Annotated in this window: 10 protein-coding genes; 5 read left to right on the forward strand and 5 right to left on the reverse strand. The window is 66.4% G+C overall.

Annotation, left to right across the window (positions count from 1 at the left end; genetic code table 11):
• The first annotated feature begins 22 nt into the window (after positions 1-22).
• Genes HKW67_RS20355 through HKW67_RS20370 form a run of 4 tightly spaced genes read left to right on the forward strand, consistent with a single transcriptional unit; the run spans position 23 to position 4,246 of the window.
• Positions 23-652 carry a DUF4129 domain-containing protein gene (locus tag HKW67_RS20355; protein ID WP_230981189.1) on the forward strand — a complete coding sequence of 210 codons (630 nt, stop codon included), beginning with the start codon at positions 23-25 and terminating at the stop codon, positions 650-652.
• Positions 649-1,920 (forward strand): DUF4350 domain-containing protein, encoded by a 1,272-nt coding sequence (locus tag HKW67_RS20360; protein ID WP_171227140.1) that lies wholly within the window; start codon positions 649-651, stop codon positions 1,918-1,920. The genes HKW67_RS20355 and HKW67_RS20360 overlap by 4 nt, the downstream gene beginning before the upstream one ends.
• Positions 1,917-2,894, forward strand: a complete 978-nt coding sequence (locus HKW67_RS20365; RefSeq protein ID WP_206044517.1) for an AAA family ATPase — start codon at positions 1,917-1,919, stop codon at positions 2,892-2,894. The genes HKW67_RS20360 and HKW67_RS20365 overlap by 4 nt, the downstream gene beginning before the upstream one ends.
• 2 nt (positions 2,895-2,896) lie before the next feature.
• Positions 2,897-4,246 (forward strand): DUF58 domain-containing protein, encoded by a 1,350-nt coding sequence (locus HKW67_RS20370; protein ID WP_171227141.1) that lies wholly within the window; start codon positions 2,897-2,899, stop codon positions 4,244-4,246.
• Here the strand turns inward: HKW67_RS20370 and HKW67_RS20375 are convergent.
• The 5 genes from HKW67_RS20375 to HKW67_RS20395 all read right to left on the reverse strand — a co-directional run bounded on the left by HKW67_RS20375 (position 4,224) and on the right by HKW67_RS20395 (position 11,308).
• The gene (locus tag HKW67_RS20375; protein WP_171227142.1) at positions 4,224-6,089 is read right to left on the reverse strand and encodes a stage II sporulation protein M; all 1,866 of its coding nucleotides are present in this window, start codon (positions 6,087-6,089) and stop codon (positions 4,224-4,226) included. The two genes, HKW67_RS20370 and HKW67_RS20375, sit on opposite strands and share 23 nt — an antisense overlap.
• Positions 6,090-6,146: 57 nt before the next feature.
• Positions 6,147-7,697: a carbohydrate porin gene (locus HKW67_RS20380; RefSeq protein ID WP_171227143.1), complete on the reverse strand. Its 1,551-nt coding sequence runs from the start codon at positions 7,695-7,697 to the stop codon at positions 6,147-6,149.
• Positions 7,698-7,872: 175 nt separating this feature from the next.
• Entirely contained in the window at positions 7,873-9,462 is a 1,590-nt protein-coding gene (locus HKW67_RS20385) for an HDOD domain-containing protein (protein WP_171227144.1), read from the reverse strand.
• A complete protein-coding gene (locus HKW67_RS20390; RefSeq protein ID WP_171227145.1) occupies positions 9,459-9,764 on the reverse strand; it encodes a hypothetical protein in 306 nt (101 codons plus the stop codon). The genes HKW67_RS20385 and HKW67_RS20390 overlap by 4 nt, the downstream gene beginning before the upstream one ends.
• Positions 9,764-11,308, reverse strand: coding sequence for an HDOD domain-containing protein (locus tag HKW67_RS20395; protein ID WP_171227146.1), 1,545 nt, complete (start codon positions 11,306-11,308; stop codon positions 9,764-9,766). Before HKW67_RS20395 ends, HKW67_RS20390 begins: the two co-directional genes overlap by 1 nt.
• Positions 11,309-11,348: 40 nt before the next feature.
• Here HKW67_RS20395 and HKW67_RS20400 point away from each other — a divergent pair, with 40 nt between their 5' ends.
• Positions 11,349-12,116, forward strand: a complete 768-nt coding sequence (locus HKW67_RS20400; protein ID WP_171227147.1) for a YoaK family protein — start codon at positions 11,349-11,351, stop codon at positions 12,114-12,116.
• The last annotated feature ends 529 nt before the right edge of the window (positions 12,117-12,645 follow it).

Consider the following 12,645-nt stretch of genomic DNA (forward strand, 5'->3'; position numbering starts at 1 on the left):
CCCGCGGCGGGAGATGTCGGTGATGCTGCAGTCCGCGGCGTCGCCACCGATACCGGGCGCGTGGAGTGACGCGGCGATTCGTGATACGATCGCCGCGATCGCCAGTCGATCGGAGTATCAGCGCGAGCTGACCACATCGCTCGCCGCTCGCGCACTCCGCTGGCTCAGCGACCTGCTCGACGCGCTCTTCACCTCGGTGCGTGGCGCGCCGTACGGTCGCGAGATCACGATTGCGGTCGTGGGCCTGCTCGTGGCGCTCATCGTGGCGCGCCTCGTGATCGGTGTGCGCGCCGAACGGGCGCTGGTGACCGCGCGCGTGCCGCGCAAAGCCAGCGTGGCCGATCTCACGGCACTCGCCGACGCTGAGCGCTTGGCGCAAGCGGGTGACTTCACCGCCGCCGCCCACGCCCTCTTCGCGGCCCTGCTACGCGCCTGCGCGGCTCGCGGTGAAGTGCGGCTGCATCCGTCCAAGACGACCGGTGATTACGCTCGTGAACTACGCCGTCGCAATACCCCGTCGTTCCGACCGTTCCAGTCGTTCCGCTCGCGCTACGATCGCGTGATCTACGGCGAGATGCAGTGCAGTGCCGGCGATTACGCGGCACTCTCGACCGATGCCCGGCACTTGCTGGGCAGCGAGCGTGCGGCGTGACGAATGCCGTCTCGATGAACCCCAGCGCCGCGGCGCCGGCGCCATGGTACACGCGCCCCGGCCGTGTGATCGCGCTGCTCGCGGCGTTGGTCGCGGTCACCGCGTTGCTGGCGCGAACCCCGGTCACCGGGCGCGCGGGCGATCCGCGCTTGTCGACCAGCTCGGCCGATCCCCTCGGTGCGAAATTGATCTACGAACTGGCCGACAGGTTGGCGTGGAACGTGTCGCGCGATACGCGCGGTGCGGTGCCGACGGCCACCACGACGATCTACAGCGTGCTCGATCCGGTCGTGCCCGTTACGCCGGAAGAGGCGGCCGCCATGCTGGCGCACGTCCGACGAGGCGGCGCGATGTTGCTGGTGCTCGGCGAAGGCACCTCGCCGCTCAGTGACTCGCTCAAGCTCACGGTGGATCGCCAAGGCGATGATGTGGCCCAGAACATCGGAGCCGTGCGTCCGTGTGTCGGTGCCACGCGACCGCGCTTCACGCGGGATGCCCTCTGGTTCGGGAACGCGCGCATGCTGGCGCTACAGGGGAAAGGGCTGACCGCCCCCGGCCTCCAGCGCCTCGTGCTCCTCGAAAGCCGGCCGAGCATCGTGACAGATGGACCGCGCAGCACCATGGTCGGCATGCCCTACGGCGCCGGACGACTCGTGGTCGCGGCCGATCCCGACGTGTTCCGCAACGATGCGTTGCGTGACTGTCGCTACGGACTCGATATCGCCTCGGTGCGCGCGCTCGAATATCTGTCGGCCGGCGGCACCGCTCCGCGGCGTGCGGTCGTGTTCGACGAGTTCCATCAGGGCCGCACACGCTTCGGCATGACGGGCGCCATCGAACGATTCCTCGGCGAAACGCCCCCCGGCCGCGTGGTGCTGCAACTCGCGCTCGCCTCCTTGCTCCTGCTGTTCGCGGCTGCGCCGCGCGTGTTGCCGCCGCGCGATCAGGTACGCGTCGAGCGGCGCTCGCCACTGGAGCACGTCGACGCCCTCGCCCGCGCCTACGTGCAGGTCGGGGCCACCCGCACCAGCGCCCAACATCTCGTGCGCGGACTGCGACGGCGCATGGAGCACGGCGCCGCGCGCGGCAAGCGCGGTGGGATCGACGAAGACCAACTGTATCTCTCGCGAATCGCCGACGTGAAACCCGCGCTGGCCAGTGACATCGCGATCGTGCGTCACGCGCTGACTAACCCCGTCGACCTCGGCGAATTCCGCCGGGTCGGACAAGCGATTCAACGCATTGAAGCGGCCCTTACGCGAACATGACCACTCCTCCCATGCATCTCACGATCGATCAGGGCGCGGAGATCCTGCGCCGTCTCCGCACTGCCATTGCCGCTCGAATCGTAGGGCAGGATGCGGCCATCGACGATGCGCTCATCACATTCCTCGCGCGCGGACATCTCCTGATCGAGGGAGTGCCCGGCACCGCCAAGACGTTGCTGGTGCGCACGCTGGCCAGCGCGCTTGGGCTTCGGTTCACCCGCGTGCAGTTCACGCCCGATCTCATGCCGAGTGATCTCACCGGTATCGCGATCGTACGCGATGTGGCGCGTGGTTTCGAATTCCAGCCTGGTCCCGTGTTCACCGACTTGCTCCTCGGTGACGAGATCAACCGCGCGCCTGCCAAGACACAGTCGGCGCTGCTGGAAGCGATGTCCGAGCGCCAGGTATCGGCCGACGGCGTCACGCGCCCGCTGGATACACTGTTCACGGTGTTCGCCACGCAGAATCCGGTGGAGCACGAAGGCACGTATCCGCTGCCCGAAGCGCAGCTCGACCGCTTTCTGCTGAAGACGCTCATGGGATACCCGGCACTCGACGCGGAGCTCGCGATGCTGGCGTCGCATGAAGCGGGATTCAATCCCGAGAGCACGACCGAGCCCCTGTCCGAGCCGATGCTCGGCGACGGCGAAGCGGTGGCGCTGCGGGCACTGGCGGACTCCGTACGCGTGGCCCCTGAGGTGCAGGCGTACATCACCTCGATCACGCGCGCCACGCGCGAAGAGCCCTCGCTGTCCCTCGGGGCGTCGCCGCGCGCCACGGTCGCGCTGATGCGCGCCGCACGCGCTGCCGCCGTGCTCGAAGGGCGTGGCTTCGTGACACCGGACGACGTGAAGGATCGGGTGTTCGCCGTGCTGCGGCATCGCGTCACGCTCTCGCCCGAGCTGGAAGTAGAGGGGCGCACCGCCGACGATGCCCTGTCGGCCATTCTGTTGCGCGTCGTCGCGCCCAAGTAGGGATGCCTCCGTTTCTCCGGCGTGCAATGCGAGCGCTGTTGCGCTTCGCGCCGCAGCGGCGACTTGCATGGCTTGCGGCCATCGCGGCGCCCGTGTGGCTGCTGCCGGCCCCATTCGGCACGTACGCGGGTCTGACGGTCTCGCTGCTCGTGGTCGTAGCGATCGCGATCGACGTACTGTTGCTCCCTGCCGCGGCCGCCGTGGGCGTCGAGCGCGAGTTTTCGGCGTCGGTCGGCATCGGCGATGAAATCGAGGGCAGCTACACGGTGACGAACCGCACTCGGCGTGCGCTGCAGGTGGAATTGCACGACCAACTCCCACCGCTGGTCGAGGGCGGTGTGCAGTCGATCGCACTGCGCGTCCCCGGCGCGTCGGCGCAGCGCGTGGGGGCGAGTCTGCGCGGCAAGGCGCGAGGTACTGCTCCACTCGGTGATGTCGGCGTGCGCGTCAGCACGATGCTCGGATTGGTCAGCGCACGCTACACATTCGACACCACTGACGCGGTGCGCGTAATGCCCTCGCTGGCCGGCGTGCGTCGTTATCGCTTGCTGGCCATGCAGCACCGTCTCGACGCGATGGGTATTCGCGTGCTACGCCACAAGGGGCAGGGCCAGGCCTTCGCGCGGCTGCGCGAATACGTGCGCGGCGACGACCCGCGTCATATCGACTGGAAGGCCACGTCGAAGAAGGGGAAGTTCATCACGCGCGAGTTCACCGTGGAACGTTCGCAGACGGTGATCACCCTCGTGGATGCGGGGCGCGGCATGACGCAGCTTTCGGGCGAATTCTCCCGCTTCGAGCACGCCCTCAGTGCGGCGTTGATCCTGACGGATGTGGCGTCCTCGTCTGGTGACCGGGTGGGCGCACTGGTGTTCGACGACGAGGTGCGCGCGTTCGTGCCGCCGCAAGCCAGCAAGGGCGCGCTCACGCTGGTGCGCGACGCCTTCATTCCGGTGCACGCAACGTCACGGGAACCCGACTACGCGTCGTCGTTCCGCTTTTTGGCCGCGCATCAGAAGAAGCGGGCGCTGGTGGTGTTCTTCACCGACGTTATCGATGTGCGCGCCTCGCAGGCCTTGCTGGCCCACGTGACGCACAGTGCCGCGCGTCATCTCGTGCTGGTCGTGGCATTGCGCAATGACGCATTGTTCGAGGCCGCGGCACCCTGTGAGGCGGCGTCGACGGTACAGCTGTTCGAGAGTGCGGCAGCGGAGGAAGTGATTCAGGCGCGCGAGGCCGTGTTGGAGCGGATGCGGAGAGCCGGTGTGGTGGTGCTCGACGTGTCGCCGCAAACCATGACCGCGGGTGTCGTGAACCGCTATCTCGAACTCAAGGCGCGAGGCGCGCTGTAGCGGGGAGCGCTGCGCGGGGCCGGTAGAAGAGGTAGATCGCCAGCACGACGGCGCTGGTGGCCGACACCGCCAGTTTGGTTTGCAATGACAACGTCGCGTTCGGAGACACAAAGCCCTCGATCACGCCGGCGAAGAGCAGCAGAAATACGGCGCCGGCCAGCAGTCGGAAGGCGCGGCCACCACGCTGCACCAGTGCCGCGCGACGAGTACGATTGCCAGGCACGAGCATGCCCGACGCGAGCAGCAGCCCGGCCGCACCGGCTAACACGATGGCGGTGAGTTCGAGCACGCCGTGCGGCGCAATGAAGGAGAAGATCAATGACCCGATCCCCTTTGAAATATAGAGTCCGAGTGCCGCGCCTATACTGACGCCGTTCATGACCAGCGCCCAGCAGGTGAGCAGGCCGGCCGTCATGCCGCCGGCGAAGGCGACGAAGGTCACCTGCACATTGTTCGTGGCGATCTGCGACGCCATCATCGGGCGATACACTTCAGGATCCTCGATGTACCCTTTGCCACGCTTCGCGTCCTCGACGCCCTTGGCCGCACGGGCAAGCATGCCTTGCGGCAACAGCGTGGCGGCCACCGAGGGATGCGTGATCACCGCGCGGGCGGCGATCGCCATGGGGCCGAACAACAGCGTAGCCGCAATCGCGATCGGCAGCCCCGAGGCCCGCACTTCGGCCGGCACATCGGCGAAGAGAAAGGTGATGAGCCGCCGTAAGGTGAACGTGCGACGCCGGTAGAGCAGGCTGTGGGCGCCTGCTACCAGGCGGTTGAGATAGAACAGGTCGGAGGACTCCTGCCCACGCGTGGCCGTGCGAAGGCGCGCCAGGTCGGCCGTCATCTCGCGGTAGTCCTGCACGAAGCGCCGCACACCATCTTCGCCGAGCGTGGACAAGCCGCCGCCCTGTGCCGACTTGAGTGTGTTGGCGAATGACGCCCACCGCGGGGCGTTGGTGGCCACGATCCGATGTTTCTCGCGCGCGGCTCCGGTATCATTGCGCGCTGCCGCACCTTGCGCCCGAGCGGCCAGTTCGGTGTCGTGCAATCGCACCAGCTGCGCGATCGGAAGTTGTGCCGGATCTTGCGTGAGCTTCGCACTGAAGCGATGCGCCAGTCCGGCCGCGAGCTGCGTGCGACGTTCGGCGTCGAACTCCATACGACGCTGCACAAAGCGGTCGAGCAGCTGGAATTCTGCGTCCGTCAGTCTGGCCGAGAGCGGTACGGGCTTGGACGTGTCGGCCCGCGCGTCGGCGCGGCTGCTCCTTCGCGGGGTCACCGGCTGCGACACGAGGTCTTCCTTCACTACGATCGTGCCGGCAGCCATGTCACCGAGTCGCTTGCCGCGCGCGTTCGACATGATCGTCACAAGCCCGACCGCGTACAGAAAGATCGGTTGCAGGTCGATGGCGCGTACGATATTGCGAATCGCCGACGCCTCGAACGTCACCGACAGGCCGCCGTCCTTGACCACCCGCAACTTCATGATGCGCTTGCCCGGCGTCTGTCCGTCAGCCAGCGCTTCGAAGAGCACGTAGTACAGCCATAGAATGGCGAACTGAATCACCCCGAGCAACGCCATTACCCACGCACCGGACGAATCGCGGGACGCGGCGACCCCGAACTTTACCTGCAGCTGCAGGACAGCGATGATGACGGCGACGAACGTCGCGATACAGATCGCGTAGTCGATCAACGCCGCCGTGGCGCGCGAACCCACGCCGGCCAACGTGTACGAGAGTACGACGAGTTCCGGCGTCTCGACGTCGACCGTTTGCGACAATGAGGGACGGGGCAACTGCCCCGGCGCCGACGGTGCCGGCGGTATACTGGTAGCCATTGCCCGTAAGGTGCGGATCGCACCTCACGGCGGCAAGTGAACGCGGTTAGCCGCGCATTAGAACGACAGCACCGTGCGCATCGTGGCCACATTGCCGAAGGCGCGCAGGCTCGGCCCGTCGAGACGACGGACACGTTGGACATCGGCCACCAGCGATAGGTGCGACGTCACGGGCAGCTGATAGAACAGCTCGCCGATGGTCTCTCGACCGCTGCCCCACGAGGCGTGGGTGACGCCGACGCCGATCAGGTCGGACGGTCGTGCCGCCAACAGGCCGGCCACGGTGAAGCCGACGCCTCGATGCGCGTGGATCGATTGCACGTTTGGGCTGGACGTGCCCATCTGGGCGAAGGCAGCCACCGACGCATGGTTGTCGGCATCGTCGCCCCGCGCGCGGCCTTCCCACAGCGTCTGGTCGAGCGTGGCATACCAGCCGCGGGTCCCGGCTACCCCGGGATCAGCGTCGGGGTCGGCGCCGAGAGCGGAGAACATGCCCGTGTGTCGCCACGCACCCGCACCAACGCGGCCTACGAGCTGCGAGCGGCCGAGCGCCCACTGCTGATTCGCCTGTGCGATCTGAAATCGCGAAGTTCCTCCAACTGGTGCCGGTGCCCCATCACGTCCATCGAACACCCCGACGCCGACATTGAATAGCGACCAGGGACTGACGGTCGCTTCCACGCCCCACGTGGGCAACGGGAACGTGGGCGCGGCCACGATGCTGGGCGAAAAGCCCATCGACGCATTCAAGAAGGAAGCGCCATTGTCGGTACCGGCAAATACGCTGTTGAAGTCGATGCGGCCTGCCTTGATGCTCAGGCGATCCCGCAGCACGCGCTGCTCGACCCAGACTTCCCCCAGCGCGCGAAAGTCGTCGGCGTCGATGTTGGAGAAGTTCTGCACGAAGGCCGCCTCACCAGAGCCATTGCGTCCCGTCTTGGTCTTGTGTTGCGCGTAGATGGTAAGTCCGCGCCAACCCAACAGCGAGTCGAGGTCCAGCGTGAGCTCCAGATTACTGTGCGTGCGGACCGATCGAGCACCCGAGAAGGCGGACGACCCGGCCGACGCGTCGGTGATCTCTTCGAAGCCGAAGGTCACGCCAGGATGCGCGACGATGGCGCGCCAATCGAGCGGGGCGCGACGAAACGGATCTGCGGCCACGGGCGTCGTGCCTGGCGACAGGAGGCTCGAACCCGTCAACGCCGCCGCCGTCGGAATGGCCGGTGTGAGCTGTACCGAGTGTGAGAGTGCGCTTGGAACCGTAGGCACAACGGCGGATGGCCGCGCGACATCGGAAAGGCGCGCTCCCTTCGTCGACGCCTCGATGCGCGCGGCATTCGACGTTTCCACCGCCTTGGAGGGGGATACGGCGTCACGCGCGATCGCGGTCGATGCGACCTCGCGCGTCGGCGCCGCGCGACTTGCCAGCGGCGCGATGCGCGATGTGCGCGCCACTCTCGTGCGTGTTGGTGTGTCGCCGTCAACGACGATCGCCCGCACGCTCACCGCCGCAATGCCAATGATAAGACAGACCGCAATCGCGAGATTGCGCGATGAGGATGTCGCATTGCTCCGCACGGTCGTCGTGGGAGAATCATAATTCGGCATATCGTTCGTTCCGCAAGTTGGCGCACAGCCGGTTGGCAATCGCTGGGGCACCATCTTCGGTGACTCACCGCACACTTCTGGAGACTCGGCGGGGACGAGCTGTTTATTCAGCATTGCCAATCCCGGATTCCGGCATCGCTGTCAATCTGTGACAGCTGTTGCCGCCGGCGAACCGCTACGCCACGCCCTCGGCCGCTTCTGCGATACTCGAGCGGTGATGGGCGAAGGCCGCCACCAGATGATCGCGCAGATCGCACAGGAGCTGGCGGCTCGTCTCGGTGGAGTGCACCGATTCGATCGTACTGTCGAAGTACAGACAGCCGATGAGCTTCATCTCCAGCACCAACGGCAGGAGGGCGAAGTTGCTGGGCGATAGATCCTTGATGAGGCGATCGCGCCCGTACACTTTCGCGTCGCCACCGGTCATCTCCACAAAGAGATCGCGACGGATATGCAGCGCGGCACCGAGGGGGCCGAATGCCGCGGTGGGACGCAACAGGAAGTTGCGCGCGAGTTCAGCGCTGCCCCGCCCGATGCCCACTCGTCCCCGGATCAGCTTGAAATCCTCGGCGCTAATGCCCAGGACACCGCGCTCGTATCCCGCTTCACACGCCGCCCGCAAGGTCGAATCGGTGACCGAACCCACGCTGAAGGAACCCTGCGCCTGCTCTCGCTGCTGCACGAGCGCACGCACCACGTCGCGCAGCCGCGCTTCCTGTACAGAGTCGCTTGGATTGGGTGCCAGTCGATCGATGGCCTCCTGCAACGCTGCGGCGTCGGCGGGCGCCAGCGCGCTCCCACTCAGCTCGTGCTCGGCGACCGCGCCGTCGGTGCGGTTGCGCTTCATCAGCGCCACGGCGGTCGCGTCGGCGTGTCCACGCAGCCACGCATCGAGGTCCACCTGCATGGTGCCCAGCGTCGGCTGCGCCTCGTCGATCGCCGCGATCATGCACTCTTGCATGGTCAGGACGTCGATGCCGATCAAGGGAGCAAAACGAGCACGGATCTCGCGCACCTCGGCACCATCGGTCGTGGCCGCAACGCCGTACAAGCAGCGCGCAATTTCAGCACTGCACTGCGTCACCGCATGCAGCGTCTCGCCGTCAAGTGACACGCCGCGATAGACGCGCATCGTGCGCACGACGGCCGGGGGCATGCCCCAACGCTTCGCCAGCGCGACACCCACTTCTTCGAAGGTGAAGCCGAACTGTTGTGCCTCCGCGCCGTCGGCGCACGCACCCTCGGCTTGAAGTTGCTCGAGCCACGCGCGATACGGGCGCGGACGATAGCAGGCCACCAACAGCTCACCGAATCGACGGAAAAGTGCGCAGAGATAGGCCAGCTCGGGCCGATCGTAGCCGGCGGCGAACGACAGATGCAGACTGTGGTTGGCCGCCAGCACCGACTCCACCATCAGATCGCGCACCGAGGGGGCATCCTGTTCGACCTGCCCGAACACGCTCGCCGCGGTGGACAGATGTTGCACGCGGTCGAAGCCGAGCAGCATGATCGCCTGCTTCACCGACCCGACGTGGCCGTGCGCGTTACCGCCTCCCGCGGCGGCATTCGCGATGCGCAACACTTTCGCCGAGAGGGCAACATCTTGCACGATCGCGTGCTCGAGCAGGCCCACGCGGGCGTCGAGATTGGCGGCGACGCTGCCGATCGAACGCACATTCCGTACGAATGCCGGTAGATCGGCGGCCGCGCCCACGGCCTTCACGAACGCTTCGGCTTCCGGCGACAGATCGGCCGTCGAGCTCATGACTGATCGTCCGACGAGCCGATGCTCGCTGTCAACGAGGCCAGCAACACCTGTCGGAGCGGGAGTGCACCCTGCTTCCGCAGGAAGGTGCTCACCGGCGAATCGGCGGCGAAGAGGTCCATGACCGAGGTCACTGACACATCACTCCAGATTCGCGGCTCTTGTCCGAGGTAGCGTGCGAACACGAGGCCTTCGTCGACGCGCACCTCGAGTGGTCCACCGCTCACGCCGGTGATACGCATGACGGCACCGCGTACGTCGTATGCCGCCGTCGTTGGAGGCACGTCCAGGTCGATGCTCATCAGCTGCGCCGCCGTGCAATCGCGTCCACGACCAGATCGGCGATCGACTTCGTGTAACGCACGGTGGCGCGATCGGGGGCCGGCCCGGCACCGATGCGATCGCAGTAGATGCAGCCGATCACCTTGCCGAGTACGATCAGCGGGAATACGCCGAACTGCGACACGCCCTGTTCCGTGGCCCACCGCTGCTCCATGGTGTGCATGGTCCGGTCGGTGGGGAGGTACACGGCCTGTCGCTGCTGCGTGAGCGCGACCACTGGTCCGCCGCGCGCTGAGACCGGAAACGAGAATCGCGTCAACAGCGCGTCGATGCCGGTGCCGAGGCCGGTGCGCGCGACCAGCTGCATGCGGTCGCCGGTCATGAAGCAGGTCACGACACGGTCGAAGGGCCCGCCGCGCATGATGACTTCCATGGCCTGCAGCAGCACCGTGCCGATGGTGGCGCCCGATGCGGGATCGACAGTGTCATCGAGTTCGTTGCGCAGCCGCGCACGCACGGTGACGTCTGGCTCGGCCAGCATGGTGAGTGCATCGCCATCGTCGGGCAGCGCGAGCGACGCGCCGAAGGCCCGGCGGGCGGCGGCATTGAGTTCGCGCAGGCGCGGCACACTTTGGTCGCTGTCTGAACCCAACAGTACGTCGCGCGTTTCCTTCAGCGCGTCGCTCGCAATGCGACCCACTTGATCCCGCGTCAGGCGGATCCGCGACCGGTGGGCATCGAGCATGGCATCCAGCGCCGGCCCCACGCTGTTGTTGCTGTCGGTCTGATACAGCGTGCCGGTGAGCTCATGGCTGAATGCGGTGACCGATGCGAGCAGTGACGACGAGGTGTGCGCCGTGGCGCGCATTCCTAGCGCGATGGTATCGGGCAGTCCCCACTGGTTCGCCACCTCGACACCGAAGTCGGTGTAGGCGAAGCCGAGCACCATGCGCAGCGCCGACGCCTCGCTGCGTCCGTCGTCCTGAATGAGCGAACGGATGCGTTGGTAGTCGTCGTGGAAGTAGCAGGCGACGAGTACTTCGCCGAGGTTGCGAAACATCCCTGCGAGATGCGCCGCCTCGGGGTCGTCGTGTCCCAACTGTAACGCGGTGGCGCGGGCATGGTTCGCCGTCAGGAGCGACAGGATCATCAGCTCCTTGAGTTCCGGCGAGCGCCGCTGGAAGTGCTCGAACAGCAACATGCTGCCAGCCAGCTGCCGGACCACGCGCGCGCCCAGCATCATCATGGCGTGCGTGGCGCTTTCGGTTGGACGTCCGCCACGCCGGTAGTGTGCGCTGTTGGCGGTCCGCACCACACTCAGCGCCAGCCCGTACTCGCGCAGCACGATGTTGGCCAGCCGCTGGAGGGAGGCGGCGTCGTCGTCGATGGTGGTGATGGTGTCGATGACCTGCCGCGACAAGGCGGGGAAGTCACCGCCTTCCATGATGCGTGCGAGTCGCGTCCGGATGGAAAAGTGGTCGACGCCTCCACTGGCCGCGCCGGGCTCGACGAGGCGGTGACTGGCTTCGCTGACCAGAGGGAGGGGATCCTGAAGACGCATCATGTCGTCGAGTATCGGCACCTGACGCGCTATCATTCATGATATGCCGATCGACTACGCGAGGCGCCTCACAGGAACGGTTCGCACGCGGCGTGAGAACACGCACCTTGGGATCGGCTTGGCCTTTGTGGCCGGTGCCACAAACGCGGGCGCGTTCTTGGCCGTCTCGCAGTACACGTCACACATGACGGGCATCGTCTCGTCGATGGCCGATGCGCTGGTGCTGGGCCAGACCGCCGTGTTCCTCACCGGCGTCGGGGCGCTGTGCGCGTTCACGCTCGGCGCGGCGACCACCGCCCTGATGGTGAACTACGCGCGCCGCCGAGGCTTGAGCAGCGCCTTCGCCCTGCCGATACTGCTCGAGGCCGCACTGCTGCTGGTCTTCGGCGTCCTCGGGGCACGCCTGCAAATGGTCCACAGCATCTTCGTGCCGGCCACCGTCAGTCTGCTCTGCTTCATGATGGGCTTGCAGAATGCCGTGATCACCAAGATCTCGAAGTCGGAAATCCGAACGACGCACGTAACGGGCATCGTGACCGATATCGGCATCGAGCTTGGCAAGTACTTCTATGTGAACCGGCACGACATTGACGGAGAGCCACGGGTCGTGGCCGACCGGAAGCACCTGCGCCTACTGACCATGCTGTTGACGGCCTTCTTCTCCGGCGGCGTGGTCGGCGCACTCGGCTTCCGCGCCATCGGCTACAGCGCCACGATTCCGCTGGCGCTGGTGCTGCTCGCCCTCGCCGCCGTCCCAGCCGTCGACGACGTGCGTAGCGCACTTCGGAACGACAGCGACGATGTCGACTGACACCGCTGCCCGAGTGGCCTCGCCACGCACGTCGGCCCGATCCGTGGCCATTCGCGGTGAAGCCGTTTCGTACCGGCCTCTGACCGAAAAGCCTGACCGCGAATTCACGCCGATGACCGCGAATTCAACCACAAAAGAGAATTGGGCCTCGTCGCGTGCGACGACCTTCCAGCCCATGTCGGCCCGATCCGTGGCGATTCGTGCCGATCCGCGGTGAAGCCGTTTCGTACCGGCTTCTGACCGAACAGCCTGACCGCGGATTCACGCCAATGACCGCAGATACAACCACAAAAAGAGAATTGGGACTCGACGTGTGCGATGGCCCCGCCGCGCATGTCGGCCCGATCCGTGGCCATTCGCGCCAATTCGCGGTGAAGCCGTTTTGTAGCGGCCTCTGACCGAAAAGCCTGACCGCGGATTCACGCCGATGACCGCGAATTCAACCACAAAAGAGAATTGCGCCTCGGCGCGTGCGACGACCTTCCAGCCCACGTCGGCCCGATCCGTGGCCATTCGCGCCAATCCGCGG

Source organism: Gemmatimonas groenlandica (assembly GCF_013004105.1).
Lineage (GTDB): Bacteria > Gemmatimonadota > Gemmatimonadetes > Gemmatimonadales > Gemmatimonadaceae > Gemmatimonas > Gemmatimonas groenlandica.

Coding starts and splice junctions, on each gene's coding strand:
- HKW67_RS20395 (WP_171227146.1), bottom strand. CDS start 11,308: ATGATGCGTCTTCAGGATCCCCTCCCTCTGGTCAGCGAAGCCAGTCAC.
- HKW67_RS20355 (WP_230981189.1), top strand. CDS start 23: ATGCTGCAGTCCGCGGCGTCGCCACCGATACCGGGCGCGTGGAGTGAC.
- HKW67_RS20375 (WP_171227142.1), bottom strand. CDS start 6,089: ATGGCTACCAGTATACCGCCGGCACCGTCGGCGCCGGGGCAGTTGCCC.
- HKW67_RS20380 (WP_171227143.1), bottom strand. CDS start 7,697: ATGCCGAATTATGATTCTCCCACGACGACCGTGCGGAGCAATGCGACA.
- HKW67_RS20370 (WP_171227141.1), top strand. CDS start 2,897: ATGCCTCCGTTTCTCCGGCGTGCAATGCGAGCGCTGTTGCGCTTCGCG.
- HKW67_RS20385 (WP_171227144.1), bottom strand. CDS start 9,462: ATGAGCTCGACGGCCGATCTGTCGCCGGAAGCCGAAGCGTTCGTGAAG.
- HKW67_RS20390 (WP_171227145.1), bottom strand. CDS start 9,764: ATGAGCATCGACCTGGACGTGCCTCCAACGACGGCGGCATACGACGTA.
- HKW67_RS20400 (WP_171227147.1), top strand. CDS start 11,349: ATGCCGATCGACTACGCGAGGCGCCTCACAGGAACGGTTCGCACGCGG.
- HKW67_RS20365 (WP_206044517.1), top strand. CDS start 1,917: ATGACCACTCCTCCCATGCATCTCACGATCGATCAGGGCGCGGAGATC.